This window comes from Microcoleus sp. D3_18_C4 (assembly GCF_036702355.1).
GTDB lineage: Bacteria > Cyanobacteriota > Cyanobacteriia > Cyanobacteriales > Microcoleaceae > Microcoleus.
In genome coordinates this window covers 38797-64319 of record NZ_JAUBTF010000012.1, presented here as the reverse complement: position 1 = coordinate 64319, position 25523 = coordinate 38797, and the positions used below count along the sequence as shown (strand labels likewise).

Below are 25523 nucleotides of genomic sequence, written 5' to 3'. Positions count from 1 at the left end.
TCGACAAACGCGATCGCTCCTTTCTATTCTAAAGGGGCGATCGCCTCAAGAGTTATTTGAAGATATTAATCTGGCAACCCAAATTTTTGGTCACTCTTCATCATCTAACTCGATCCCCGCTTGACGCAGTTTTTCGGCCAATTTTTCAGCGCGGAGTCGTTCGCGATCGCCCCGCTGGCGTTCTTGTTCTACTCGTTCTTCCGACCACAGCAACAACTCGCCTTCTGCATCCCACCATCTCAACCAACAGCCTGTTCTCCCTTCGTGGGTTCCTTCCCAAACTCCTAAAAACAAGTTTAATCCCGGTATCCAATAACGTCCATTTTCATCGGGTTTTTGCAATTTGTAGTGATCTGATTCTAAAGCGTAAACTTCTAAATGAGCTGTTTTTGCTCGGAATATGACGTATCTGGGGACTTTGATTACTTGCTCGTAAAAATACCACTTTCCCACCCGCGACGTAAATTCAACGGAGTATTCTTCTCCATAGGTTTCTGAAAGAAATTCCATCACGATTTGGGGGATGGTTCCTTCTGTGTGTGGCGTGTAACTACGGCGTATTTGAGAGACATTTTTTGGATTGACTGGTTTCACGTACATCCAATCTGGTGATTTGCAAATAATGCGCTGTTCGTCGCTGCTTGAACCTGGGAAACTTATGCCGGCACACAAAGCAAAGTTGGAAACAATTAAGGCATCCTGCATTAATTCAGGAAATCCTGTTAGCGGCTGGCGCAAAGCGGCGGCTAATAATGGTTGGCTTTCGTCTTCCACGGGGTCGTCTGGTAGTTGAAAATCTTCTGGTAGTAGCGGCCAGGTGATTGTGATTTGTGTTTTATAATTTTTAGTTGCTACAGACATAGTTTATCAGAGGTTAAATGTTTTAATGTTTAAATTATATCTTTTGGTTTTTGGGATTCATGTTAATGGCGAGGCAGATCCAAAGGATCTGGCTTGCCAAGCAGAGCTAATTAGTAACGACTTAAGCCGACAGTCCGCCAGGGGTTGAAACCCCTGGCTAATAGCGAAAGTCCTCTTAAGAGGACTGAGAAGAAGACTGTTAAAATAATTAGTCCTCTTTAGAGGACTTTAGCTTTGAGGCAGGGAATTCATTCCCTGCCGGACTTAATATGCAGCTATGATCCTCTGCTGTAGTTCGGTGGTCATTGCTAGTAGTTCTGATTGGGCGATCGCACTTTGTTCACCACTCGCCAACCACTTCAATTGTACCGTCTCGTTTTCAGCTTCCGCATCTCCCAAAACTAAACACGCAACAGCACCACTGCGATCGGCCCTTTTAAACTGTTTTCCGAAAGCACTACCGCTCAAATCTATCTCTACGCTAAACCCGGCACTTCGCAATTTTTGAGCTAACAATACCGATTGCTGTTCGGCTTTTTCGCCCCTGGATACCAAATAAAAATCCTGCTTGGGCGCGGGCAAAGGTTGCAACTTTTGCAGTAGGATAATCAACCTTTCGATACCCATTGCCCAACCGACTGCCGCCGTATCTGGGCCGCCCAATTCCTCGACTAAACCGTCGTACCTACCGCCGCCGCAAACTGTGGCTTGCGCTCCCAAATCGTCGGAGATAATTTCAAAGGCGGTGTAGGTATAGTAATCTAAACCGCGCACTAATCTGGGATTTAACTGATAGCTAATTCCTAAATTTGTGAGCATTTGCTGCACTTGCTCGAAGTGCGATCGCGACTCGTCGCCCAAATATTCTAAAATGCTCGGCGCACCAGCTACAATTTCTTGAGTGCGCTGATTTTTGCTGTCCAAAATCCGCAGCGGATTGCGAGTTAAGCGGTCTTGAGAATCGGCGTCTAATTCGTCTTTGTGCGGTGTAAAATAATCGATCAAAGCTTGGCGGTAATTTTGTCTGTCTTGCTTATTTCCGACAGAGTTAATATCGAGTCGCAAATTTTTTAAACCGATAGTTTGCAGGATATCACAGGCGATCGCAATTACTTCGACATCCGCACGAGGATTCGCACTCCCCAAGACTTCCACGCCAATTTGATTAAACTGCCGCTGTCTTCCCTCTTGCGCGCGTTCGTAGCGAAACATCGGCCCCGCATACCACAGACGCTGCACGTCTCCCGCCGCGTACAAACTGTTTTGAATAAAAGCTCGAACTACTCCGGCTGTGCCTTCTGGTCGCAAAGTAGTCGATCGATCGCCCTTATCCTTAAAAGTGTACATTTCTTTGCCCACAACATCGGTAGCTTCGCCAATGCCACGTTCAAATAAAGATGTCTGTTCAAAAATTGGCGTCCGAATTTCTCGATAAGCCGCTTTTTTCAAAATTGTTCTAGCGACTTCTTCTATATTTTGCCAATATTCAATTTCAGCGGGCAAAATATCCCGCGTTCCCGGTAAAGTTTTAATTGCACTCATTTTGTTAGTCAGTTGTCAGTTGGCAGTTGTCAGTTGTCATTAGTAATAGTCATTAGTTATTAGTTAACAGTCAACAGTCAACAGTCAACAGCTAACAATTCCCAATAACTAATGACTTAATAATTCCCACGCTCCGTAACGATCGCCATAATAAGCCAAAATGCGATCGACCCGCTCGCGACCTGCCAAATCGAACCCTTCAGGATACTGTATCCACAAACCCCCAACTTGGCTGTCGTAGTAATCAAACCGCTGCGACTGCTGCGGAATTAAACCGGTTTGCACCCCTTCAACTTGACGCAAATGGGTCGCCACTTCGCGATACACCGCCAGCGGCAATCCAGGGCTTTGAATTTGATAGCGGAGTTGTTTTTCTTGTGCCGTTTGCATCATTTCTTTGCCTGTCCCCAACCAAAATCCCTACTTAAGATACTTCTTTATCGATCGGCCGCGGTAAAGGGCAGCAGTTAATATTGTCCAAACATACCTTTCCCCACTGCAACGCCCAGCGTACAAGGGTAACTCGATTGTCAGCCCGCGTCTTGTTCAAGATATTGCTAATGTGGTTGTCAACAGTACGCTTGCTAATCTCTAGCTTTTCGGCGATTTTCTCATTAGTCAATCCCGCCGCTACTAACTCTACCACTTGCAATTCTCTGTCCGACAGGGTGACAGGGGTTCCAGAGACAATCCCACTCATAAATTTTTCCTATGTCTGCATATTTACCTATCTACAATTCTAAAGGATGAGGGATCAAGTATGAAGAGAAAATTAAATTTGCTGTGCTACTCTTTCGGGCCCGAAGCACCAACTCGCTTGCAGAATCGCCAGGAGTGCAAACCCAGCGCTGACACAGCATGAGTCGCACCGACTTGCACTGCTGGCACCGGAGGGTGGCGGGTGATCCCTTTACCTGCGCGCATCTGACATCCGGGCAAAACCCGCAGATGTTTTCAGGTAAAACAACTGATACGCCCGCACTGCACTTGTGCGTTGAGAGAGTAACTGCCAATATCACTAAGTCTGATATTATAGGAGCAGCCATAAAAAAATAGCTGGCAATTTTTCTGGGATGGGTTAAAAATCATTATTGACCTGTCTACTGCTGGTCTAAAATCTCAAATCTAAAATCTAAAATTCCTATGACTTATCCTCGCGTTCTATGTCTGGGTGAAGTTTTATTTGATTGTTTAGCAGACAAACCAGGAGTCTCTCTCGAAGAGGTAGAATCTTGGACGGCATATCCCGGCGGAGCTCCTGCTAATGTTGCCTGTGCTTTGGTTAAATTGGGGACGGCGGCGGGATTTATCGGTGCTGTAGGTGGGGATGAATTGGGGAATTCCCTAGTGCAGGTATTGCAAGAAGTAGGGGTTGATCTTGCTGGATTGCAGCGACATCCAAGTGCGCCGACGCGACAAGTTTATGTCTTGCGGAATGAAGCGGGCGATCGATCTTTTGCCGGTTTTGGCAAATTTGATACTGCGGATTTTGCTGACACCCGCCTCCTCGCTGCACAACTACCCGAAGTGCTGTTTGAAAATGCCGAATATTTAGTGCTAGGCACTTTAGAATTAGCTTATCCTGAAAGTCGAGAGGCGATCGTCCGAGCGATCGAACTAGCAGAACAATATGACGTTAAAATTATACTTGACATCAATTGGCGTCCCGTATTTTGGCCAAATCCAGACGAAGCAAAAGCGCGCATTAGAAAAATCTTAAAAAAAGTTGATTTTGTCAAGTTATCTGAGGAAGAAGCCGAATGGTTGTTTGACACTACCGACGCTGGAGCTATTACCTACCGTCTCGATTCTGTAGAAGGCGTTTTGGTAACAGCAGGCGAGAAAGGTTGCGCTTATTGTATCTCGGAAAATGAAGGAAAAATCCCCGCATTTACAGTAGATGTTGAGGATACAACAGGTGCAGGCGACGCATTTCTGGCTGGTTTTGTGCGACAGTTGTGCAAGCAGGGAATTAAGAATTTAGCCGATCCAAAAATAGCCCAAACAATTGTAACTTATGCCAGTGCGGTAGGTGCGATGACAGCGATGAAACCCGGGGCAATTAGAGCTCAACCTACTGGGGCTGAAGTAGAAGCTTTCTTGTATTTGTACAAAAATTAGGGCCGCAAACCTATCAGCCTGGAAACGGAGAGGAGGCTAAATGTGGTTCAGAAACTCGGTTAATCAGAAAAAATAACTCTTATACTAAATCCGCCTTAAAAAACCTCAATCCGGCTGTTTGAAATCCATACTATATAGCAATCCTTGCAGGAGTCGTAAATTTTTTACCCCAGCGCAACCCTCTCCGAACCCGCTCGGGAGTAAGAAATTCACAAATGATGCGAGGATTGTTATACAAACTCTCCTTCTAGCTGAGAAAAACTAAGAAATCAAGGGGTATTTAAGTCAGATTTGGTATTAGAGGTTTTATTGTGGGCAATTAACCGCACCTCAGATAATTTTTAATTTGGCGCAAGATTAACTCTAACGGCTGCGAAGCATCTATGATAATTGCATCTTCAGGTTCTTCGAGACTGTCTAACTGACTTAACAGCAAATCTGCTTTCATGTAGTGATTTTCGCGAGTTTTTAACCTTGTGGCTAATAGCTGAAAAGAACATTTTAGATAAACTATCTTCATTCGCTTGTGGTCTCGGTAGAGCATTTCGCGGTAAGATGTTTTTAAAGCAGAACAAGCCAAAACCACATTTTTATTTTCTAACAGCCACCTGTCTATTGTAGCTTGCAATTGTAATAGCCAAGGAAGGCGATCCGCATCTTCTAAAGGAATGCCCCGACTCATTTTCTCGATATTAGCTGATGGGTGAAAATCGTCGGCATCGCTGAAATCCCAATTGAGAGATTGCGCCAGCAACTTGCCAACAGTAGTTTTCCCAGAACCTGAGACTCCCATCACGATCGTAATCATGGCGCATATTTACCGAATACTTGCAATTTTATCAACTTGTGCGATCGACAAACCGGGTTTATTAAGTTGCAGGATGAATTCTACCACCATAAAAAATTCAATAAACCCGGTTTGTTTCTGATTTTTGCTCAAATTTCTTCCATAGTGGGTTTAATGAAATTATAAGCCAAAACGCCGATAATTCCACCTATCACTGGGAATACAATAAACGCCCACAACTGTTGGATTGCCCATCCGCCTTGAAAAAGTGCGACACCGATACTTCTAGCGGGGTTAACTGAAGTATTGGTTACGGGAATTCCGACTAAGTGAATCAAGACCAGCATCAAGCCGATGGGAATTCCGCCCAAACCGACGGGATAATTGGGATGGCTAGTACCCATGATTGTAAATAACAGAAAAGCAGTTAGTACAATTTCTGTCAATGCTGCTGCCAAAAGTCCGTAACCAGTGGGAGAATGTTCTGCAAAACCGTTAGATGCAAATCCCGAAGCAGCCGCATCAAAACCGGGTTTTCCTGATGCTATCATGTACAAAACAAGACCGCCTAAAATTCCCCCTACAATCTGACCTCCTATATAATAAGGAAGCAAAACAGCATCGATCAGTTTGGCAACTACTAAACCGATGCTTACCGCCGGATTAATGTGGCATCCAGAGATAGGGCCGATGGTATAAACCATGATTAAGAGGGATAGACCAAAAGCGATCGATACTCCCAAAAATCCGATTTTGTCTCCAGCTAAAACCGCACTGCCGCATCCACCTAATACCAACACAAAAGTACCAAAAGCTTCAGCAACCCCAATCTTTATTTTTTTGTTCATACTCATAATTATCTGAAGTTTGTGATGGTTCAATTTCACATCAATATGAGTTCTAAGTATAAAAAATAGAACTCGAATTTGTTTCACTCAGCGCAACAATACTAATCCAAATCATTAGCAATGTGTAGCTCTAATTTTCAGAAATTGTATGGGTTTAACTGAGAATGCGAAATTTGGAATCGATAAATTAGCTCAAACATACTCTATTATGTAAAAAATGTCAAGACATAGCTAATTATTCGTCTAAATTGTGCAATTTTATGTATTCAATTCACAACAATTAACTTGACTTCTTCCCTAATTCGGCGATCGTAATTTTACTTATTGTTGCTGATTATCCGATCGCACTTGCAGCTAAAACATCACTGCTAACCGGCTGGTACATCGGGCCTTGGAAGGGGCGGAAGCCTTGCTGGCAATCGGCAGTCATCTTGCACAGCAAGCGGAAATTTAGCGGCGTTGGGGGTTGATTGAGATGATCGACTTCTACGCGAACCAATTCTCGATGCTGCGAAATAATTTCAAAAATATCATCCACCAGATAGCGCTGACAATAGCCGACAATCCAGTGATCTTTAGTACACAGAAGCAGACGGGAAGCGCGCGGATTTTGAAATTCGTGGGCTAAATACAAAAGTTCGCCCACTTGAAGCCGATTAATCCGTTCAATTGCCGACTTTGAAAGGTATCGCAGTCCATCTGCAAAAAAATGGATAAAGTAACGTCCATTTTCATCTGGTTCGGGACAAGGGAACACCTCAAATTTATCAGTTGCCCGTTTGCCTCCGCTGCGCGCCAATAAAGCAATTGGGTCATGTTCGTGTTCAGGGATATTCAACCACTGTACAAATTCCTGGTAGTCAGGGCGCGATCGCGCCATCACTCGATTAGAAAACAACGAAAACAGTTTCTGTGAAGTGTAAACATTATTGAAATCCGGGAAAGATGGCAAAGGCAGAAACCCGCACTTAAGTTTCGCCTCTAAAACACCATTTGTATAATTGAACTGGTATTCTTTACCGTTAAATGTCAATCGACCAATCGGAAACCAAGAACCGCTGCGCGGGCTTTGCCAAGCCAAAAATAGTGTTTTCAAAGTAAATCTCCTGTCAATTCAAGTAGGGTGCACAGTGCGTACTGCACAAACACAACTCACCTACGTGGCTTAAAAAATGTTTACCCGATCGACCCTTGACACTTTCCTCTCAAAATGAGAGTATAAGTATACAAACAGGACTTATACCAAATCCGAGTTTACCACCCCTGTTATAAATATTCCGTCATTGCGAGGGAAGCGAAGCAATCGCTTGCGTCTCGGCGATTGCTTTGCTTCCCTCGCAATGACAATAAAGGGGATGCCTAACCCGGATTTGGTATTACCCTGCATAACCGAACTTTGAGATCACCTGTAGAGTTCTGGTGGACAGCGATCGCTCTATATAGCAATCCTAAATCATTTGTGATTTTTTCACTCCCTCCCCTTACCAATGGGAGGGTTGGGGTGGGGTAAAAAGTTTACGACTCCTGCCAGGATTGGTATAGATAAAATCTGTGAGTAAGTCCTGTATAAAGTGATGGAATAAGCCACGTTAGGGAAGGGAAAGAGATGCAAGACAAAACCACCAAAAAAGTCAAAACAAATGCACCTAATTTCGCTCCGCAACCTCCGTAATGATGCTGCTAAATACCTGGATGTCAAAAACCAAATTGAGATTTGGAAAGAAACTGTCAACAAAGCGGAATGGCAGAATTTGGAGGATGTTCGCAAAATTTATCGGGATGCCGAAGCCGTAGGAAACTTTACCGTCTTTAATATCAAAGGCAACGACTATCGCCTGATTGTTGGGATTAACTATGAGAACCAAACTGTTTTCTACAAATATTTCCTAAGCCACTCTGAATACGACAAAGAAAAATGGAAAAATGACCCTTACTTTTGACCGAACGACTTACAGCAACTTGCTCGCAGAAATTGCTCCCAAGGCGATCGAAACTGAAGAAGAATACGATCGCCTCCTGGCAGTTGCAGAAAGGCTAACATTTGCTAAAAACCTCACTCCAGAGGAGAAAGTTTTATACAAGTTATTAGTCACTTTGATAAAAGTTTACGAGACAGAAAACTATCCCATAGACAAATCCGAACCTCATGAGATTTTGCAACATATCATGGAATCCAGCGACACCCGCCAAGCAGACTTGGTAGGTATCATTGGATCTAGCGGCGTAGTATCTGAAGTTGTGAACGGCAAGCGATCCATTAGCAAAGCACAAGCTAAGGCACTCGGCGATTATTTTCAAATCTCACCTAGCTTGTTCATTTAATTTAAGATGAATCGATCGGTTACAATCTAATTCCATGTCTTGTAGGGGCGGCTTGGGCGACAATAATCGCCTAGAATCGACAATACAATAAACCCGCCCCGCCCCGATCGAGACTAATCTATCGAACATAATATAAGGTGCGTCATATCCGAAACCCTCGATTAATTCTAGAGTGAAAGTCTGACGCACCCTACAACTGGTAAAAGCAACTATCTAACACAGGAATTCGCGCGGATCGGTGACATACCCAGTCAGGGCAGACGCCGCCGCCGTATAAGGCGAAGCTAGATAAACTTGCGCTTCTTTATTCCCCATGCGGCCGGGGAAATTGCGGTTAGTTGTAGACACGCAAATTTCAGGTTCATTCATCCGCCCGAAAGTATCTTTCGGGCCACCCAAACAAGCGGCGCAAGAAGGCGCCGCGGGTTCGATGCAACCGGCAGCTAAGAAGATTTCCGAAAGCGTTTGACCATCGTATTTTGTGAGAAACAAATCTTCGTAAACTTTCTGAGTTGCTGGTACTAAATAAGTCGGAACTTTGACTTGATTTCCTTTCAGAATGCGGGCCGCATTCAGAAAGTCGGAGGTTTTGCCGCCGGTGCAGGAACCGATGTAAACTCGATCGATCTTGACATCGCGGCAGTTGCGGGCTAAGTCGCGGTTGTCGGGAGAGTGCGGTTTGGCGACGACTGGTTCTAATTTGCTGACATCGTAGGTGCGATCGCTATAAAATTTAGCATCCCCATCGCTGTAAAATGAATCGAAAGGTTTGTCAGTCCGCGAAGTAACGTAATCAAACGTAGTTTTGTCGGGCGCAACCGTGCCGTTTTTACCACCAGCTTCAATCACCATATTGCACAGCGTCATCCGTTCTTCCATCGTCAAACGCTCAACTGTATCGCCCGCAAATTCCATTGTCCGGTAGTTAGCACCGGCCACGCTAATATCACCAATAATCTGCAAAATCAGGTCTTTTGCTAACAAATAATCCGGCAGTTCACCGTTGAACACAAAGCGCATGGTTGCCGGAACTTTGATTAACAGTTTGCCGGTTCCCATGATAAAAGCCGCGTCTGTATTGCCGATACCGGTGGCAAATTGTCCGAAAGCGCCGGCATTGCAGGTGTGGGAATCTGTGCCGAAGAGCACTTCGCCCGGTCTGGTGTGGCCTTCTTGTGCTAAGGCGATGTGGCAAACTCCTTTGTAGTCGGGATTTGCTTTGAAGTCCGATCGATCCGTGATGTCGTAAAAGTATTTTATCCCTTGTTCTTGGGCAAAATCGCGGAGAATATCGACGTTGCGGTTAGCGCGTTCGTCGTTGGTGAAAATGTAGTGGTCGGGAATGAGGACGATTTTGTCAGGGTTCCAGACTTTCGCATTCTCACCGAATTCGCGTTTGAAAACGCCGATGGTGCCGGGCCCGCAGACATCGTGGGTCATCAACACGTCTGTTTCTACCCAGATATTTTCTCCGGGCTCGACTTTAGTGCGCCCTGATGCTTTGGCTAATATTTTTTCGGTCAGAGTCATTCCCATAGTGCGATCGCTCTTTTTTATTAGATGCTACAAGTGTATTGTAAGCGAAACATCGCCTGATATTGACAGGTAATTTATCAACTCAACATTTTCTTCAATCTTAAATCTCAAATCTCAAATCGATTGACTGTCACTTTCTTTTTCGCCGATCGCCAATCTCTACAATAGCCAATACTGCCATTAACACAAAATTAAAAATTATGCAAGTCACTCGATTATGCGACTGGTAACTAACAGCTAGTGACTGTTATTGTTAGTAATTAATTAAGAAAAGCAACTTATATCAGGGACTGTCAAAAAATATCAGAGTGCATTTCTACATTTGTAGACCTTAACAAGAGTGAAATGAGCTAGATACCTGCACCGCATGAGTATCTGGTTTCGCCATTTTCACCCTGTATGCCAATGGAGATAATTCCCATGAATTCACAGACACCAAAGCGTCAGCGCGCAGTTATTTTGACATCTGAAGGTATTGATAAATTCCCAGCAGCAAAAGCTGAGGCCAAAAGTTACGAAAATTGCTACCAAAATTATACTCTCGAAGCTTTAGGCGATCGCACTAACACAGAGTCAGATAATTTCATTAAGGTATTAGTCAAGCAAATCTTGGATCGGGTAGGGGCGATAGTTGTGGAGATTGCAGGGCAGGTGCAATTCATGACTCAACGCGCCGAACAACTGTTGAATCAGTATTTTTTATCCCGCGCCCCGCACTCATTGCCAGAACTCTTACAACATTGGTTCAAGCAACAGATATCGCGACTCACCTTCACCGGCGATATTCCATCTAGCTGTTTACCATTGTACATTCAGCAAGCAGGAATACAGTTGATCGTCCGTCTGATTCCAGATCCCATCAACCAGCAACATCTCTTGCTGTTGGAGGAAGAAGAACTGCAATCATTCTCTATTTCGACCCTGGAATCGCTAGGACTCACCAAACGCGAGGCGGAGGTTTTATTCTGGATTGCCAAAGATAAAAGCAATGCAGGAATCGCTAAAGTGCTCGGTTGCAGTGAAGGAACAGTGCGAAAACATCTGGAGCATCTTTACGGGAAACTAAGCGTACAAACTCGGACTGCTGCTGTGATGGTGGCTATGGAAAAATTGGGGTTGTTTAACGGGAAATTTGTTGCAATATCTTCATAATCCTATACGCAGATCGTCGTATTGTTCCCCAAGTTTATGTTGAAGAGAATTAGAGCATACACAAAGCCAACAGCCTAACTGTAGTTGCTGTTTGGCGGAGGTGTCTAATTGACAACAACTCAAACCTAAATTAAGGATTTTGCCATGGATACTATGGAAAAGCTTGTTCTACCTCATAACCTGACCACTCTTAACGGGTGCATTGTCGATCTGGAGTCTAAGATTGGTGATATGCAACTGGTCAAGGGAGTCAAACGTTCCGCGTCAGTGAGTGCCATAACCGCTAGTCGCCTCCCCGAAATCGTTATTTACGACCATATTGACTTTGGAGGGGCGAACGCACGCACTAATCTCAATTGGTACTATGTTGGCGACTGGTGGAATGATAGAATCTCTTCCATTGTTATTGCCTCTGGAGTATGGCAGTTCTTCCAGCATTCGCACTACGAGGGAGCAAGCTGGGTGCTTGGTCCCGGCTACTACCGCTGGGTTGAGTCTGCCAACATCCCGAATGACATCATCTCATCATTCAAGTGTATCCAGTTGACTAATTAAAGCATCTTCTGTCGTAGGGTGCGTTACCGAACGCACCTCATTTGATAAGTAAGCCCTCCTAAAAAAACAGAATACCCAGATCCCGACTTCTTTAAGAAGTCGGGAATCTAAAGTGCGATCGCGTCTTACGTTTAATTAGAACAACTTAACGGTTGCGTAAGTTGTTGCAATATCTTCATAATTCTATACGCGGATCGTCGTATTGCTCTCAAAGTTTATTTTGAGGAATATGAGATAAAACGCTATACGGAGTCTGTAAACTATGCCCAACAAAAATCCACTACGGAGGTAAAAATGGAAACCAATAATGTAGATGCAACGGTCGATTTTGTCGATGTCGGTGTTCAGAAACAGGATTCGGCAGCTCGCGAAGGTCAATCTGATGCTAAACCAGGCATCGAAAATGAAACCTTGCTTCACACGCTACGCGCATCATCGATGTTCTCTGTGGAAAACAAAGAAGTTTTACCTCAAAAAAGCCAAGAAGATGCAACAGTCGATTTTGTTGATGTCGGTGCAATGAAACAAGATTCGGTAGCTCGCGAAGGTCAATCTGATGCTAAACCGGGCATAGAAAATCAAACATTTCTTCACACACTACGTGCATTATCGATGTTCTCTGTGGAAAACAAAGAAGTTTTACCTGAATTTACCCGTTCCAACACAGGGACATAGAACCGTATTCATTGGCAATTACTTATTGTAAGAGGTGGAATATGCTCACAATTTGCAACAAATATACATCTGGTGTTTGGGTAGCTATTATGTACTATCGTCCCAACTGCCCAGATGGTGGAAATTGGGCAAAAAAAGGTTGGTGGCGGCTCAATCCTGGCGAATGCAAAGTGGTATATGGGGGTAGTTTGCGTAGTCTGAATCGCTACTACTGCTACTATGCCGAGGCTGATAACGGAGCAAATTGGTCAGGGCCTTACGTAAGACCTGTCCCTCCACAAGCATTTGACTGGTGTGAGTGGACAAGCAGCACGCAGGCAACTAATGTAGGCTTCCGGTTGCTTGATATTAACAGTTACGACAATTTTACGCTGAATTTGACAGCATAAATCTCAGTGGCGTTGTCAAGTTAAATTTTTATTCTAAATTTAACTTGACAAATCTATCCAAGTATACCTCTCCAATAATCATTGTGGAACAGGCATCCTGCCTGTTCAAGACTGCCTTTTCTGGAGAAGTCTAATAGGAATCGTAACAGTTACGTAAGTTGTTGCAATATCTTCATAATCATATACGCGGATCGTCGTATTGCTTGCCAAATAAATTTGGATGATTATGAGATAGAAAGCAGTTATTCAGCTTCGGCATATAGCGAGAAACAACTTGCCCTTAATGTTAAATAACAAGGAAACAAACTATGTCTTCTACCACAGAAATTTTTGTATCGAATTCTCAGCTAGAGCTTCCCACAATTCAGGAAAGCCAAGAGGCTAACCTTGAAGAGGTTCGTCAACTGGGCGCGCCTCAAGATGGAGCTTCGCCCGCAATATTGTTTGGTAATGGCTACGCTTATCGCCATGACTGGGGATTCAAGAAAGGACAGCACATCTTGCCTCTCAATTGGGGCTTAATCACACCCAACTCTCTCGTCTTCGTTGCGCTCGGCGAAGGTGTTTCTCCAAATACCACGGCTGGAAAGAAGATCGGTGAGGCTCGATATACTCTCCATAACGTTTCCCCACAAAATGGTGTAGTCAAGATTTGGGTCAACATCGAGTGGGAACACAGCCTGATTCGGCTCTATGCTGACTATTTCGTATTCAACCCTTAGAAGCATGGATGAAATACAGGGCTGTTTCTTGACAAGTCACAGCCTGGGAATTCCATAAATCTCTTTGCCAACTCAACGCATTATCTAACACTGAATTAGAGGTATTTTATGTCTGAACAACCGAGTTTTCCCATCCCAGAAACTGCCCAAGCCGATGAAACAACAGGGCGTTACATTATTACTTTCCGCGAAGATGCAGTGACAGAAGGATTAGACCTCCTGAGCGACCAAACTGGTATCAGAGGACTGGCAAATGCTGCCGATTTCCCCGACTCTGCTCTAGACTTGAGCCAAATTGCAGCAGCAGGGGGAGCGGTGTTTCCTACTCTCGGCGTTGCCGTTGTTTCCTTAGACGAAGGGGGTTTAAGCAGCATCATGACATCAGCGGGAGAGGATTCGGCTATTCTGGCGATCGAGCCGGAGAGCACCTTCTACGCGATTGGCGATGGGTTGTCGGCAGACTACCTGCGGGGCTATCGCGATGCGGTGGATAACCTGTACGACAAAGCCACTAATACAGAGGTAGCAGACATCCAGAAACAAGAATGTTTTGCTGATGATACCGAGTTTACTTGGGGCCTGAAGGCGACGAAGGTGATGAAGTCTCTGTTGACTGGTAGTGGAATGAAAGTTGCTGTGCTGGATACGGGGATGGATCTCCAACATCCCGACTTCGCAGGCCGATCGATCGTATCGCAGTCCTTCGTACCAGGGGAGGACGTACAAGATGGCAACAGTCATGGTACCCACTGCATCGGGACAGCCTGCGGGTTCAAGGATCAGAACGGTCGCAGATATGGGGTCGCTCACAAATCGACCATTTATGTCGGTAAAGTGTTGAGCAATGCCGGTAGTGGCGCTGGTGCCTGGATTCTGGCTGGGATGGAATGGGCGATCGCCAATGGGTGTCAAGTGATCTCGATGTCTTTAGGAAACACCACTCGAACACCGTCTACTGCTTACGAAACTGTCGGCCGCCGAGCACTGCAAAATGGGTGTCTGATCGTGGCAGCCGCAGGCAATAACGGACGAACCGGAGGAACCGTCGGACAACCAGCCAATAGCCCGTCGATTATGGCTGTTGCAGCGATCGATAACTGCGTCCAAGTGGCTGACTTCTCGGCTACCTCTGAGCTAATTCAAGGAACTAAAGTCGATATCGCCGCTCCAGGAGTGAAAGTATACTCATCAGTGCCTATGAATAAAGGGCGTTATGCTGCTTACAATGGCACTAGCATGGCTACACCTCACGTAGCTGGCATCGCGGCCCTGTATGCCGAATCGACTGGTAAACGAGGTGCTGAACTTTGGCAATTGCTGACTGCCTATGCTATGGCACTACCATTACCATGTACTCGTGTCGGAAGTGGCTTAGTAGAAGCTCCGTAATGAAGAATATCCAAATCCCCGCAGCACTTTAAGCCTGCGGGGATTTAACAGAAGACAATTTACAATACCGCAATGGATTTGCTCCAAAGGATGCTAAATATGTCTGACGAACAAGTACAGCGCATCATAGTGACTGTTGACGACCAAAACATATCGGTAATTCAATCGGTTGTCACTGCCTTAGAATCGGCGGGAATGAAAGTGGAGCAGGTGCTAGCTGTTACTGGCATCATTACTGGAGAAGTTTCTCAATCGAAGCTAGAAGGACTAAAGAGCGTACCGGGCGTGGCTAGTGTCGAGATCGATCGAGAAATGCAGGCAATTTAAACTAATCAATCATTTAGGGGTTAGTAGATCCAGTTTTGCTAACCCCAAATAGCGAATGCCTTCCGGTGTCACATCAAAGCGACAGGGCAAAATCTCTACACCTTCACTAATCGCCTGTCTGAACAATTCTCCGTAAAGGCGATCGGCACTATCCCCCGGAGCAAAATCCGTACAATCCCCGCGATTAATAAAATACAGCATTACAGCCCTCGAACCCTGCCGCACCACTTCTATCAATTCTCTCAAATGCTTTTGTCCCCTCTCCGTCACTGTATCGGGAAATAAAGCTAACTCCTCTTTTACCCAAGTTGTATTTTTCACTTCCAGAAAAATCGGTTTTTCCTGACCCGTTAGCCAAAAATCCACTCTACTTTTTTTATCAGTGCCGTAAACAACCTCCGGTTGAATTAAACTGTAATTGCCCAACTCTGGAAACAATTTCAATTCCAAAGCTAATTTAACTACTCGATTTGGCAGCCCAGTATTAACTCCCACCCAAGTTGGCACAGTGTCGCAAACTTTAATTAATTCCCAAGTATAAGCTAATTTGCGTTTGGGATTGTCGCTGGGAGATACTAGCACTGGATTGCCCGGAATGTAAACACCAGTCATCGGGCCAGTATTCGGACAGTGCGCGGTGATTATTTCTCCCGAATCTAGTTCTATTTCTGCAAAAAATCGCTTGTAACGTTTGATGAGAATTCCGGGTAAAAGAGGAGGATATTGGTAAATTAAGCCAGTCATTCGATTTTAGATTTTAGATTTTAGATTCTCGATTGTAGATTGTAGATTTTACCTATAACCGAATACCTGGGTTCGCACTTCTTAAATAAGTCTGGGAGCTAACACAATCGATCATAAGTTATCAACTATATGTTATTTATCTGCTTTTCTCAACTCATTTGTTTCATCATTTTTAGAGGGTAGATTGTATATTGTAGATTTTAGATTGACGCATCATAGCACGAAAGGGCGGTTTGTAGTTAGGACGCATAGTCCCGATCGATTATTAAATTGCCGCAAGTCAGTAATATCGATAAAATTGGTATCAGCGCAATTCCCCCTAGAAGTTTTATGAGTTCATGATATGATTCTCCCGATTCGCGATTAAAATAAGTGAATCCTTTTAGCACTAGCGTTTGTAACCCTTTGTGTCCCAATTACAGAAGCCCTCTCGTTCCCTCGCAGGGATTGCCGGCATTGTCGCAGTCGCCACTCTAATTAGCAAAGTCTTTGGATTGGTGCGCCAAATTGCGATCGCCGCAGCCTTTGGAGTCGGTGTCGCCGTCGATGCCTACAACTACGCCTACGTCATCCCTGGTTTCTTATTTATTTTGCTGGGAGGGATTAATGGGCCATTTCACAGCGCCATAGTCAGTGTTTTAGCTCGCCGGGATAAAAAAGAAGCAGCACCCTTAGTCGAGACTATCACCACCTTAGTCGGGGGCATATTGCTGTTGGTAACAGTCGCTTTAATTATTTTTGCAGATCCAGCGATCGATTTGGTGGCACCGGGATTAAATAGGACAGCAGAAGGTTTACAAATCAAAGCAATTGCCGTCCAGCAATTTCGGATTATGGCGCCGATGGCGTTACTTTCAGGCTTAATCGGCATTGGTTTCGGCACTCTCAACGCTGCCGATATGTACTGGTTGCCTTCGATTAGTCCTTTATTTTCTAGCGTTGCACTTGTCGGCGGTTTAGGGATTCTCGCACTGCAACTCGGAGACAAAATTATTCAACCAGAATACGCACTAATTGGCGGCTTAGTGTTAGCTTGGGGAACTTTAGCGGGCGCAGTTTTGCAGTGGCTGGTGCAACTGGTGGCGCAGTGGCGCGCCGGCTTGGGAACGTTGCGCTTGCGGTTTAATTTTAAACGGCCGGGAGTGCAAGAAGTAATTAAGGTGATGGTTCCTGCGACCTTATCATCAGGAATGCTGCAAATTAATGTCTATACTGACCTATTTTTCGCATCCTACATCCCTCAAGCTGCCTCTGCGTTGGGTTACAGTGGCTTGTTAGTTATGACGCCTTTAGGGATCATTTCTAATGTAATTTTAGTGCCATTTCTACCCATATTTTCTCGCCTCACCGATCCGAGAGATTGGCCGGAATTAAAAGATCGAATTCGTCAATCTTTAATTTTGACAGCCATGACGATGCTGCCGCTGAGCGCTTTAATGGTAACACTTGCTGGGCCGATCGTCCGCGTTGTTTACGAACGCTATGCTTTTGATCGAGAGGCCTCGCTGTTTGTCACGCCGATATTGATGGCTTACAGTATTGGAATGTTTGTGTACTTAGGACGCGACGTTGTGGTACGGGTATTTTACGCTTTGGGAGACGGAGAAACGCCTTTTCGCATCAGTATTATCAATATCTTTTTAAACGCTCTTTTGGATTATTTGTTGGTAGGAGCCTTTGGCGCGCCCGGATTAGTTTTGGCGACGGTGGGAGTGAATCTTCTTTCGATGATTATGCTTTTGTACTTTTTAGATAAAAAGCTGGGTGGTCTGCCTTGGGGGCAGTGGGGTTTACCTTTTCTGGGGTTAACTTCTGGCAGTTGTCTAACTGCTTTCGTTACCTTGGCTACTCTGCAAGGCTGTCAAAGAGTTTTGGGTACTGAAGGTTTGGTAATTCAATTAGTGCAGTTGAGTGTGGCAAGTTTTGTAGGGTTAGGGGTTTTTGCCGTGTTTGTCAGTCAGATGAAGTTGCCGGAAGTTGATATGTTTGTCGATCGTATTCGGGGGCGTTTTCGCAAATAAAATTGTCGGGGCGGGTTAAGGGCGAAATACCAGACACAACGCCCACAATCTGCGTACAAAACCCGCCCTTTACTTTACATTTTCCGTTGAAATTCCTCAAGAACATCCATCAATTGAACTTGACACTGCATCGGAATTAAATCAGCCAGTGGCACTTCCCGCTTGCCGCCACCCAACTTGACTGGAATTCCTTGCAAAACTTGTCCAACTTTGTCAGCATCTAAATTGCCATCTTCCAGCATGGAATAAAGCTGTTGGGCAACAACGGTATGCAGGTGAGCATCATTGAGATACAAATGCCACTTGGCAATGTCAATGTAGACATTTTCGCCGATTTCGGCTGCTAAGGATTCGATCGCCTGTGTAGTATTAGCCATATCAAAAAAGCCGAAAGTTATTTGTTATCAATCAAAAGACTTAACAAATCGTCGCCAACTGCCTTCAGCCAGAATCTTTGGTGAGGGGCGAATAATCGGCGATCGCAAAATGGTAAATCGCGTGGGCCAAAACTACTAGAGCCCATCCACCCGTTACCGAAATTGCCCAAGGCCAATCAGCCTTTTGCAAATTGTGAACAAACCACAAACCAGAATTGGTAGCAGAAAAAAGACCGACGTGGATAGCAAAATTCATCCGGTCATCTAAGCGGCGGTACTCTGGATCATTGCGATCGGGTTTGCGGGGCCAACGAGGAGGCATAGTTTTTCACTTGATATTAGTAGTTCTGTGCCTATTTTAATCATAAGTGCAGCTTTTTGAATGCTGCATCCCTCTTTCGGCAGGAAACTTATGCCTCTACATTTTCATAGTCTCCAGACTTGCCGCCACTTTTACTCACCAGGCGAATCGATTCAATGGCGATCGACTTTTCCAATCCTTTCGCCATATCATACAAAGTCAGCGCCGCCACCGAAACCGCCGTCAGCGCCTCCATTTCCACCCCTGTTTCCGCCTTAATTTTCACCGTCGCCCGAATTTGATACCCCGGCAACCCAGCATCCGGCATCACCTGCACCTCCACGCTACTCAGCGGCAGAGGGTGACACAGAGGAATCAAATGTGCAGTCTGTTTCGCCGCCATAATTCCAGCCAGCCTTGCAGTGCCCAACACATCACCCTTCGGCGCATTCCCCGCCTCAATCGCGGCAAAAGTCTCCGGCAACATCCGCACCCGGCCTGCAGCCACAGCTTGCCGCACAGTCGGCACCTTCGCCGAAACGTCCACCATTTGGGCTTCCCCGCTGTTGTCGAGGTGAGTTAGCTGTGCCACATCGGGCAATTTAGAAAAAGTTTGCGAAAGGTCTTGCATTATTTTGGTAATGGTGTTACTGTTAGATTCTGTGAGAAAAGAACTTAATCAATTTTAGATTAAATCTGAACTCTACAGGGGCTTGTAGCTTAGTTGGATAGAGTGCATGGCTACGAACCATGAGGTCGGGGGTTCGAATCCCTCCAAGCCCACTACTAAAAGTTATGAATTTTGAGTTTTGAGTTGTGAATTAAGAAATTAATTCGACTCACCACTTAAAACTCATAACTTTTTTAATTTGGTACGTTTACTGATTCAAAGCATAAATATCTTTGCCTCGACCGATCGCAAATTTCATCGAATTAGACAAGCCCTTGCTAGACTGAGTAATAAAAACCAGCAAAGCCAAGCCAGCAAGGCCAGCAGCAAAACCAAACATATTTCTGTAGCCAACTTGTTCAGCAACAAAGCCTAAAGTCGGGCCAGCAATCGCAATTCCCAAATCAAATCCGCCAATACAAAGCGAAAACAAGCGGCCCCTTTCATGAGGTTCGCACCTGTCAGACATCAGTGTTACCATCATCGGCAAAACCGTACCGCCCGCGCAACCTTCAACCAAAGCTGCGATTAAAAAAGCACTGCTGTTGTTAGCAAAATACAACAATAACATAGATACGGCATAACAGATTAAGCCGCCAGAAATAAACAAGCCGCGACCGTATTTGTCCGAAGCCCGTCCCGTGACCACTCGTATCCCGAAACTGGCGATAGCCGCCGTAGAATAAAATAATCCAGGATTCAAATTAGCCTTAGTTTCTTGGATAAACAAAGGCATAAAAGTGCTCAAAGTTCCAAATACTAAACCAACCACCAATAACACTAAAGCCGGAATCCGCACTCTAGGATTCCAAAGCATTTGCCAGTATTTTTGGCTATTTTTGTCCTCAGATAGCGAGTCCGAGAGTGTTAAATCTGCAAAATTAGGTTCCGCAACTTTGCAGGTAAAAAATATAGCCATTGCAGCGAAAGCCGCCGACATCGCAAACAAAGGAGTATAACCAACCCAAGCTTGCACAAATCCGCCAATAGCCGGCCCAACTGCTAAACCAATAGGATTCACCAAGCTCATGTAACCGATTAATTCGCCCCGCTTTCCTGGCGGCGACAAATCTGTTACCAAAGCGCTGTAAGCTGTAGTAAAAGCGGCGATACTAATGCCGTGAAAAATCCGAATAAGTAACAGTAAGGGGATAGATTGAGCTAACAGGTAGCCAAAAGGGGCGATCGCAGCGACTAACGCACCTAGAAGCAAAACTTGTTTTCGACCCCTGCTGTCGGCTATTTTACCCAACTGCGGCCTCGATAGCAAAAGTCCGATCGCAAATGCACCCATCACAAAGCCAATTTGCTGTTTTGTGCCACCCACAAATTGAACATACAGCGGCAAAGTTGGCAGTAGCGAAGCCAAACTCGACCAGAATAGCAGGCCTGCGGTGAATAAAGTCAGTAAGCTGCGTCTGGGTTGGGGATCGATGTCCCTAAAAATATTCAAGATGCTAATTCCCTTTAAATCTTCCGAGTGCACTCAAAGTAAGTTCGAGTTTCTCTATCATTGTGTTACAAATTCTTAAGATTTGCACCAAAAAAGTTGATATTCGACTCAGTGTCAACTGTCAACCGTCAACCGTCAACCGTCAACTGTCAAAAAAGAGCATTTTTACCAATCAACCTCAGCCCTTTCCTCCACCACCCGTTCATAAACCCACTGGGTTTCCATCGCCAACTTCGGCCAACTAAACCGGCGTTCCAAATCCTCATAAGCATTGTCAACCAACCACTGCGCGTAACCCGGATTTTTCAACACCTCCAAAATTCCCCAGGCCAAAGAATCCCGATTGTTTGCCTCAGTAACAACGCCTGTTTTAGTGTGCAGCACCACCTCTGGAAGTCCGCCCGCATCCGAAACCACCACAGGCACTCTTGCAGCAAAGCTTTCTAACGCTACAATACCAAAAGGTTCGTAAAGACTGGGAAAAACCGCACAGTCAGCCACCGTCTGAAATTTGTCAAGATGTTCCTCAAACATGAACCCAGTAAAATAACACTTATTCCAAATTCCTAAATGCCAAGCTAAATGTTTGAGATGGTCTGTATTGCCGCCACCAACAATTACAATTTTCGCTTTACCCCCCATTTCCCAAATTACTTTAGGTGCCGCATTTAAAAATACACCAATGCCTTTTTCATAGCTAATTCTTCCTACATAATAGACAATTTTCTCATCATCAGCAGCAAACCTTCGGCGGAAATCCATCGCGTCAAATTCGTGCCACCGGGGCTTTTTATCCGATCGGATTCCGTTGTGAATTACCTCTATTTTGTTCCACGGAGTCGATAGTACCCGTTCGGCTTCCCGCCGCATATAATCACTACAAACAATTACTCGCCAAGCGTTGTAAGCGAGGTCGTTTTCCTTGGCGTTAATGTAGCGCTGCCCGTCATTGTGGATACCGTTGAAGCGCCCATATTCGGTGGCATGGATGGTGGCAATTAGCGGTACTTTAAAGGTATGCTTGAGGGCGATCGCCGCATCTCCCACTAACCAATCGTGAGCGTGGATGATATCAAAGGGGCCTTCCTCAAGCATCAGTTTCCCGCCTTGGTGGCCCATGCTTTGGTTGAGGTTCGCCACCCAGTGAAAAAAGTCCCTAGCGTGCCCCACCACCACCCGATGCACACGTATTCCTTCCACCACTTCGTACATCGGTGCGTGGCCGAACTCTACAGTAATTAAGTGGATTTCGTGTCCCAGCTTCACCAATTCTGGATATAGTTCCGATACGTGGCGGGCTATACCGCCTACAATTCTGGGAGGAAACTCCCATGCCAAAACCAAAATTTTCATCTTTCTCCCTCCAAATAATTTATATAACTTAATGTTTAGGATTAACAGATTTATTGTATAATTATCACCCTTAAATTTAAGTTGAGCGTAAGTTGATGCCCAATGCCTGACTTTTGGCAGCAACAAAGACAGAAAATCATGCCTAAACCTAGTTTTTGCATGAAACTGCTCGATCGCCATTACCTGAAAAAAACAGGTTTCCTCAAGATTTGAGCCACTGAGGGAAGCAATGGCGATCGTAACTACCCGCTTACCGTTTCTTCAAAATCGGCTCCAATTCGCGCCGAAAACGGGTCCAAGCAGCAGCAGATGCAGAATTAGAAACAGCACCCTGACGCATCAAAATCGCGCCGTCTTCAAAGCCAACAATTCCGTACTCTCCAGATTTGGACATTCGATCGATCGCCGGTACGATCTCCCGCAACTGTCCCCGTTCCCCGCGAAACGCAGCCTGATACTGCTGTAACTGCCACAAATCGGCAATTACATATTGCATCTTCACTGCCTTCCCCGCATCATTGCGGAGTTCAAACATCGGAAACCTGAGAATTTCCCGCCTACTTGACAAAATCGGCACAATAGTATTCGTCGCTGCCACGCTAGCATCCGCAGGAATTTGAGCCAATAGCGGCCGCACTTGCAAAACGTGCTGCCATTGTCTGACGAGAGGAACCTGCACCCAAGGATCGATCGCATCGGGCAAAATCAAAGAAAAAGTCCGATTTGGGTTAGAAGTGAAGGTAAAAAATAGCGACAAACAGATGCAAAACCCCCAAAAGCGGCGAAAATTTGAAGAAGAAGGCAGAGGAAATAAAGCAGAAGGAAAACGCAAAAACATTCTTTCCTCTTTCACCATTCTATCTTCTTCCTTTTGACGCTGGGCCCACCACAGAATCGCCCCATAAAAAAGCCCTGGAACCACAGTCATCGCATAGCGAATATTAATCGCCAGCACCGACTCTCCTTTCGCTAAAAATAGCTTCAGCAGCGGAAATCCAGCTATCATCCAAGACGCAGGCGCGAAAGCAGGAACCAAAGCTAATGGCAACCACTGGCCAAGCAGGTATCTAATCTTACCAAAAAACGGCGTAAATAACTGAGCCACCAACCGCCACGGATTGCTCACCATTCCCCAAATAATTTCTAGAGTAGAAGCTTCATCTCCATCAGCATATTGACCAAAGCGCTCCATCATAAACCGCTGGGATATATCAGCAGAAAACAAAGGCATAATCAGATTGGTCAGGACGATCATATAACCAAAACTGAGTATGCAGACAGCCAAACCAGTCCGAGGGTAGCGCCGGCTCAAAATCAGGTAAACTCCGACGCCAAATAAAACAACTCCCCCATCTTCTCGCACGGCCAAAATTAAAGTTGCCAGAATCCCAAACAGCGGCCACCAGCGCTTCTCCATCGCCAGCAGCAAGCCAAAGACATACAGCGGCATTTGACAAATATCGTGAAAATTGCCCAAAGTCGGGCCGATGACCGCGTTAGCGCAGTAATAGCTCACAACAATTGTCGCCGACAGCCTTGGTTCCAGATAGTGTCGGGCGAGAGCATAGAGCACTCCTCCAGCCGCCGTAATTAAAGTCACCTGCAACACAGTCAAAGTGACGGGCGAGGGAAACAGCGAGTAAATTGGCAGCCACAACATCAGCGCCGGGGTGAAATGCTGCCCCAACCGATAGTAAGATACTTCCGGGAGCTGATTTTGGTGAACTACATTAGTGGACAAAGCTGAAGAGAGGGAACTCTCAAACAAGTGACCCCGAGTGCCGTTCCAAAAAAGTTGATTGAAAATGCCTTGGTCGTAAGTAGCGTAAAAGCTGTAGTAGCGGTGCAGCGTCAGCAACAGGCACAGCACAAAAAAGGCGGCCGCCACTTGAACCACCACCCGCAGCGACTCATTTTTCTTCCATCTCAAAAATATCATCTGCCCGCCTGTAATGAAATTATCGGACAATAGCATAAATCTAAAGTAAGTATTAAATTAAAGTAGAAGTGAAATAACTCGGCTCGGCAATGCTCAATTATTTTCACCCGATCGAAAAGCTCAACAGCGTCCATCCCACACCCGGCACCAGCGGCACTGACTGTTCTCCCGAACAGCCGGTACATTCCGCACCGCTTTTACAGCTTTTGCTGTTTGTAGACAAGCGTTCCTCTTCCCGGGAACAGACCAGACACATCCGCAAGTCCCTAAAGGATTTGAAAGCAGACTGCGACTTTGAGCTTCAAATCATCGACGTAGGAGAACAGCCCGATTTAGCCGAACACTTTAAACTTGTAGCCACTCCCTCGCTGCTCAAAATTCATCCCGATCCGCGACAAACTCTCGCCGGCAGCAATTTAATCGCCCAACTAGAACACTGGTGGCCCCGCTGGAAGCGTTCTGTAGAGGAATACGCAGCTCAGCAACAGTCGGCCCCAGCACTTGCTGAAAGCCTGACTAACCCAAAACCACTCTATTCCGTTGCTTGCGCCGCCGAACTTGTGCAGCTTTCTGATGAAGTTTTTCGCCTCAAACAGGAAAAAGAACACCTGCAAGAGCAGTTGCAGTTGAAAGACCGGATTATTGCGATGCTAGCTCACGACTTGCGTAATCCCTTAACGGCAGCATCTTTGGCTTTGGAGACTTTGGAGTCAAGTCAGAAGGTGAAAGAGGGGGAAAAGTCGCGTTTGACACCGAGTCTGGCGGCTCATTTGATGAAACAAGCCCGCCGCCAAATCCAAATTGTCGATCGTATGATTACAGATATCCTGCAAGCAGCCCGGGGTACAAATGCTCAACTCCACATTGAACCAAAAAGAATCGAACTGGGGGCGATTTGTCAAGATGTAATCTTGCAGTTTCAAGACAAATTTCAGGCGAAAAGTCTGAACTTAGAAACAGACATTCCCGCAGATTTGCCCTTGGTTTATGCCGATCCCGATCGCATCAAACAAGTCATAGTCAACCTGCTTGACAACGCCAGCAAGTACACCCCAGACCGAGGAACTGTTAATCTTTCCATTCTCCACCGCACCGCTTACAAAGTTCAAGTCAGCATTTGCAACAGCGGGCCGGGAATTCCTGAAGAAGATTGCGCGAGCATTTTTGAAGACAGCTTTCGCTTGCAGCGAGATAAATCAACAGACGGTTACGGCATTGGACTGTCTCTGTGTCAAGGCATCATCCGCGCCCACTACGGTCAAATTTGGGTAGACTCTGTACCCGATAGAGGCAGTTGTTTTCACTTTACTCTGCCTGTCCAAAAATAAAAGTTAGCTGTCAGTTGTCAGTTGTCAGTTGTCAGTTGTCAGTTGTCAGTAGCAACCGAATTTGATATTACAGCAACCGCGCCCGACGGTTAGGATGTTCTTAATTCCTAA

At 45.5% G+C, this 25523-nt stretch carries 28 protein-coding genes and 1 tRNA gene; 13 read left to right on the top strand and 16 right to left on the bottom strand.

Going from position 1 to position 25523, the window contains the following annotated elements; translation table 11 throughout:
- Positions 1-90: 90 nt before the first annotated feature.
- From QUA90_RS08650 to QUA90_RS08635, 4 genes are all read right to left on the bottom strand, one after another.
- Complete coding sequence (locus tag QUA90_RS08650; protein ID WP_333444944.1) at positions 91-861, bottom strand: Uma2 family endonuclease; 771 nt, start codon at positions 859-861, stop codon at positions 91-93.
- 264 nt (positions 862-1125) lie between these two features.
- The gene (hisS, locus tag QUA90_RS08645; protein WP_333444942.1) at positions 1126-2403 is read right to left on the bottom strand and encodes a histidine--tRNA ligase; all 1278 of its coding nucleotides are present in this window, start codon (positions 2401-2403) and stop codon (positions 1126-1128) included.
- Between the two features lie 108 nt (positions 2404-2511).
- A complete protein-coding gene (locus QUA90_RS08640; protein ID WP_333083165.1) occupies positions 2512-2793 on the bottom strand; it encodes a hypothetical protein in 282 nt (93 codons plus the stop codon).
- A gap of 34 nt (positions 2794-2827) precedes the next feature.
- Positions 2828-3103: a photosynthetic electron transport-dependent transcriptional regulator PedR gene (locus tag QUA90_RS08635; RefSeq protein WP_006633901.1), complete on the bottom strand. Its 276-nt coding sequence runs from the start codon at positions 3101-3103 to the stop codon at positions 2828-2830.
- A gap of 443 nt (positions 3104-3546) precedes the next feature.
- Between QUA90_RS08635 and QUA90_RS08630 the strand changes: the two genes are divergently transcribed.
- The gene (locus tag QUA90_RS08630; protein ID WP_333444940.1) at positions 3547-4524 is read left to right on the top strand and encodes a carbohydrate kinase; all 978 of its coding nucleotides are present in this window, start codon (positions 3547-3549) and stop codon (positions 4522-4524) included.
- 319 nt (positions 4525-4843) lie between these two features.
- Here the strand turns inward: QUA90_RS08630 and QUA90_RS08625 are convergent, their stop codons facing one another.
- From QUA90_RS08625 to QUA90_RS08610, 4 genes are all read right to left on the bottom strand, one after another.
- Positions 4844-5332, bottom strand: a complete 489-nt coding sequence (locus QUA90_RS08625; protein WP_333324105.1) for a gluconokinase — start codon at positions 5330-5332, stop codon at positions 4844-4846.
- A gap of 9 nt (positions 5333-5341) precedes the next feature.
- Positions 5342-5464, bottom strand: coding sequence for a hypothetical protein (locus tag QUA90_RS08620; protein ID WP_333324103.1), 123 nt, complete (start codon positions 5462-5464; stop codon positions 5342-5344).
- Complete coding sequence (gene aqpZ / locus QUA90_RS08615) at positions 5461-6159, bottom strand: aquaporin Z (RefSeq protein WP_333324101.1); 699 nt, start codon at positions 6157-6159, stop codon at positions 5461-5463. Before aqpZ ends, QUA90_RS08620 begins: the two co-directional genes overlap by 4 nt.
- 334 nt (positions 6160-6493) lie before the next feature.
- On the bottom strand, positions 6494-7255 hold the full coding sequence (locus QUA90_RS08610; protein WP_333324099.1) for a DNA-binding protein: 762 nt from the start codon (positions 7253-7255) through the stop codon (positions 6494-6496).
- 544 nt (positions 7256-7799) lie between these two features.
- Here QUA90_RS08610 and QUA90_RS08605 point away from each other — a divergent pair.
- Together QUA90_RS08605 and QUA90_RS08600 are read left to right on the top strand one after the other, a co-directional pair.
- Complete coding sequence (locus QUA90_RS08605; protein WP_333324097.1) at positions 7800-8099, top strand: type II toxin-antitoxin system HigB family toxin; 300 nt, start codon at positions 7800-7802, stop codon at positions 8097-8099.
- Positions 8083-8481 (top strand): transcriptional regulator, encoded by a 399-nt coding sequence (locus tag QUA90_RS08600; protein WP_333324094.1) that lies wholly within the window; start codon positions 8083-8085, stop codon positions 8479-8481. The genes QUA90_RS08605 and QUA90_RS08600 overlap by 17 nt, the downstream gene beginning before the upstream one ends.
- Positions 8482-8694: 213 nt before the next feature.
- Here the strand turns inward: QUA90_RS08600 and QUA90_RS08595 are convergent, their stop codons facing one another.
- Complete coding sequence (locus QUA90_RS08595) at positions 8695-10017, bottom strand: 3-isopropylmalate dehydratase large subunit (protein ID WP_333444937.1); 1323 nt, start codon at positions 10015-10017, stop codon at positions 8695-8697.
- 420 nt (positions 10018-10437) lie between these two features.
- On the opposite strand from QUA90_RS08595, the gene QUA90_RS08590 reads away from it, so the two are divergent.
- From QUA90_RS08590 to QUA90_RS08560, 7 genes are all read left to right on the top strand, one after another.
- The gene (locus QUA90_RS08590) at positions 10438-11169 is read left to right on the top strand and encodes a LuxR C-terminal-related transcriptional regulator (RefSeq protein ID WP_333444935.1); all 732 of its coding nucleotides are present in this window, start codon (positions 10438-10440) and stop codon (positions 11167-11169) included.
- 144 nt (positions 11170-11313) lie between these two features.
- Positions 11314-11724 carry a beta/gamma crystallin-related protein gene (locus QUA90_RS08585; protein WP_333210210.1) on the top strand — a complete coding sequence of 137 codons (411 nt, stop codon included), beginning with the start codon at positions 11314-11316 and terminating at the stop codon, positions 11722-11724.
- Between the two features lie 294 nt (positions 11725-12018).
- Positions 12019-12399 carry a hypothetical protein gene (locus QUA90_RS08580; protein ID WP_333309304.1) on the top strand — a complete coding sequence of 127 codons (381 nt, stop codon included), beginning with the start codon at positions 12019-12021 and terminating at the stop codon, positions 12397-12399.
- Positions 12400-12440: 41 nt separating this feature from the next.
- A complete protein-coding gene (locus QUA90_RS08575; protein WP_333097360.1) occupies positions 12441-12788 on the top strand; it encodes a DUF1036 domain-containing protein in 348 nt (115 codons plus the stop codon).
- A 308-nt stretch (positions 12789-13096) separates the two neighbouring features.
- Positions 13097-13510 carry a hypothetical protein gene (locus QUA90_RS08570; RefSeq protein ID WP_333309302.1) on the top strand — a complete coding sequence of 138 codons (414 nt, stop codon included), beginning with the start codon at positions 13097-13099 and terminating at the stop codon, positions 13508-13510.
- Between the two features lie 108 nt (positions 13511-13618).
- Entirely contained in the window at positions 13619-14899 is a 1281-nt protein-coding gene (locus QUA90_RS08565; RefSeq protein ID WP_333444932.1) for a S8 family serine peptidase, read from the top strand.
- A gap of 99 nt (positions 14900-14998) precedes the next feature.
- Positions 14999-15226: a hypothetical protein gene (locus QUA90_RS08560; protein WP_333388955.1), complete on the top strand. Its 228-nt coding sequence runs from the start codon at positions 14999-15001 to the stop codon at positions 15224-15226.
- 9 nt (positions 15227-15235) lie between these two features.
- Here QUA90_RS08560 and sfsA read toward each other — a convergent pair whose 3' ends face one another.
- Complete coding sequence (gene sfsA / locus QUA90_RS08555) at positions 15236-15970, bottom strand: DNA/RNA nuclease SfsA (protein WP_333388954.1); 735 nt, start codon at positions 15968-15970, stop codon at positions 15236-15238.
- A gap of 407 nt (positions 15971-16377) precedes the next feature.
- Between sfsA and murJ the strand changes: the two genes are divergently transcribed.
- Positions 16378-17991, top strand: a complete 1614-nt coding sequence (gene murJ / locus QUA90_RS08550; RefSeq protein ID WP_333444930.1) for a murein biosynthesis integral membrane protein MurJ — start codon at positions 16378-16380, stop codon at positions 17989-17991.
- A 74-nt stretch (positions 17992-18065) separates the two neighbouring features.
- On the opposite strand, the gene QUA90_RS08545 is transcribed toward murJ, so the two are convergent.
- The 3 genes from QUA90_RS08545 to moaC all read right to left on the bottom strand — a co-directional run bounded on the left by QUA90_RS08545 (position 18066) and on the right by moaC (position 19300).
- Positions 18066-18368, bottom strand: coding sequence for a DUF3181 family protein (locus QUA90_RS08545; RefSeq protein WP_006633891.1), 303 nt, complete (start codon positions 18366-18368; stop codon positions 18066-18068).
- Between the two features lie 64 nt (positions 18369-18432).
- A complete protein-coding gene (locus tag QUA90_RS08540) occupies positions 18433-18690 on the bottom strand; it encodes a 2TM domain-containing protein (protein ID WP_006633890.1) in 258 nt (85 codons plus the stop codon).
- 88 nt (positions 18691-18778) lie between these two features.
- Complete coding sequence (gene moaC, locus QUA90_RS08535; protein WP_333077685.1) at positions 18779-19300, bottom strand: cyclic pyranopterin monophosphate synthase MoaC; 522 nt, start codon at positions 19298-19300, stop codon at positions 18779-18781.
- Positions 19301-19378: 78 nt separating this feature from the next.
- On the opposite strand from moaC, the gene QUA90_RS08530 reads away from it, so the two are divergent.
- A tRNA-Arg gene (locus tag QUA90_RS08530) sits at positions 19379-19452 on the top strand.
- A 95-nt stretch (positions 19453-19547) separates the two neighbouring features.
- On the opposite strand, the gene QUA90_RS08525 is transcribed toward QUA90_RS08530, so the two are convergent.
- From QUA90_RS08525 to QUA90_RS08515, 3 genes are all read right to left on the bottom strand, one after another.
- The gene (locus QUA90_RS08525; protein ID WP_333388952.1) at positions 19548-20792 is read right to left on the bottom strand and encodes an MFS transporter; all 1245 of its coding nucleotides are present in this window, start codon (positions 20790-20792) and stop codon (positions 19548-19550) included.
- A gap of 165 nt (positions 20793-20957) precedes the next feature.
- The gene (locus tag QUA90_RS08520) at positions 20958-22145 is read right to left on the bottom strand and encodes a glycosyltransferase family 4 protein (protein ID WP_333444928.1); all 1188 of its coding nucleotides are present in this window, start codon (positions 22143-22145) and stop codon (positions 20958-20960) included.
- A 250-nt stretch (positions 22146-22395) separates the two neighbouring features.
- Positions 22396-24120, bottom strand: coding sequence for a DUF2079 domain-containing protein (locus tag QUA90_RS08515; protein WP_333444926.1), 1725 nt, complete (start codon positions 24118-24120; stop codon positions 22396-22398).
- Positions 24121-24173: 53 nt separating this feature from the next.
- Between QUA90_RS08515 and QUA90_RS08510 the strand changes: the two genes are divergently transcribed.
- Positions 24174-25412 carry a histidine kinase gene (locus QUA90_RS08510; protein WP_333444924.1) on the top strand — a complete coding sequence of 413 codons (1239 nt, stop codon included), beginning with the start codon at positions 24174-24176 and terminating at the stop codon, positions 25410-25412.
- Positions 25413-25523 lie beyond the last annotated feature (111 nt).

Bases quoted from the DNA above. Each gene is read 5' to 3' on its own strand.
- QUA90_RS08650 (WP_333444944.1), bottom strand. From the start codon at position 861: ATGTCTGTAGCAACTAAAAATTATAAAACACAAATCACAATCACCTGG.
- hisS (WP_333444942.1), bottom strand. From the start codon at position 2,403: ATGAGTGCAATTAAAACTTTACCGGGAACGCGGGATATTTTGCCCGCT.
- QUA90_RS08640 (WP_333083165.1), bottom strand. From the start codon at position 2,793: ATGCAAACGGCACAAGAAAAACAACTCCGCTATCAAATTCAAAGCCCT.
- QUA90_RS08635 (WP_006633901.1), bottom strand. From the start codon at position 3,103: ATGAGTGGGATTGTCTCTGGAACCCCTGTCACCCTGTCGGACAGAGAA.
- QUA90_RS08630 (WP_333444940.1), top strand. From the start codon at position 3,547: ATGACTTATCCTCGCGTTCTATGTCTGGGTGAAGTTTTATTTGATTGT.
- QUA90_RS08625 (WP_333324105.1), bottom strand. From the start codon at position 5,332: ATGATTACGATCGTGATGGGAGTCTCAGGTTCTGGGAAAACTACTGTT.
- aqpZ (WP_333324101.1), bottom strand. From the start codon at position 6,159: ATGAACAAAAAAATAAAGATTGGGGTTGCTGAAGCTTTTGGTACTTTT.
- QUA90_RS08605 (WP_333324097.1), top strand. From the start codon at position 7,800: ATGCACCTAATTTCGCTCCGCAACCTCCGTAATGATGCTGCTAAATAC.
- QUA90_RS08600 (WP_333324094.1), top strand. From the start codon at position 8,083: ATGACCCTTACTTTTGACCGAACGACTTACAGCAACTTGCTCGCAGAA.
- QUA90_RS08595 (WP_333444937.1), bottom strand. From the start codon at position 10,017: ATGGGAATGACTCTGACCGAAAAAATATTAGCCAAAGCATCAGGGCGC.
- QUA90_RS08590 (WP_333444935.1), top strand. From the start codon at position 10,438: ATGAATTCACAGACACCAAAGCGTCAGCGCGCAGTTATTTTGACATCT.
- QUA90_RS08585 (WP_333210210.1), top strand. From the start codon at position 11,314: ATGGATACTATGGAAAAGCTTGTTCTACCTCATAACCTGACCACTCTT.
- QUA90_RS08580 (WP_333309304.1), top strand. From the start codon at position 12,019: ATGGAAACCAATAATGTAGATGCAACGGTCGATTTTGTCGATGTCGGT.
- QUA90_RS08575 (WP_333097360.1), top strand. From the start codon at position 12,441: ATGCTCACAATTTGCAACAAATATACATCTGGTGTTTGGGTAGCTATT.
- QUA90_RS08570 (WP_333309302.1), top strand. From the start codon at position 13,097: ATGTCTTCTACCACAGAAATTTTTGTATCGAATTCTCAGCTAGAGCTT.
- QUA90_RS08565 (WP_333444932.1), top strand. From the start codon at position 13,619: ATGTCTGAACAACCGAGTTTTCCCATCCCAGAAACTGCCCAAGCCGAT.
- QUA90_RS08560 (WP_333388955.1), top strand. From the start codon at position 14,999: ATGTCTGACGAACAAGTACAGCGCATCATAGTGACTGTTGACGACCAA.
- sfsA (WP_333388954.1), bottom strand. From the start codon at position 15,970: ATGACTGGCTTAATTTACCAATATCCTCCTCTTTTACCCGGAATTCTC.
- QUA90_RS08545 (WP_006633891.1), bottom strand. From the start codon at position 18,368: ATGGCTAATACTACACAGGCGATCGAATCCTTAGCAGCCGAAATCGGC.
- QUA90_RS08540 (WP_006633890.1), bottom strand. From the start codon at position 18,690: ATGCCTCCTCGTTGGCCCCGCAAACCCGATCGCAATGATCCAGAGTAC.
- moaC (WP_333077685.1), bottom strand. From the start codon at position 19,300: ATGCAAGACCTTTCGCAAACTTTTTCTAAATTGCCCGATGTGGCACAG.
- QUA90_RS08520 (WP_333444928.1), bottom strand. From the start codon at position 22,145: ATGAAAATTTTGGTTTTGGCATGGGAGTTTCCTCCCAGAATTGTAGGC.
- QUA90_RS08515 (WP_333444926.1), bottom strand. From the start codon at position 24,120: ATGCTATTGTCCGATAATTTCATTACAGGCGGGCAGATGATATTTTTG.
- QUA90_RS08510 (WP_333444924.1), top strand. From the start codon at position 24,174: ATGCTCAATTATTTTCACCCGATCGAAAAGCTCAACAGCGTCCATCCC.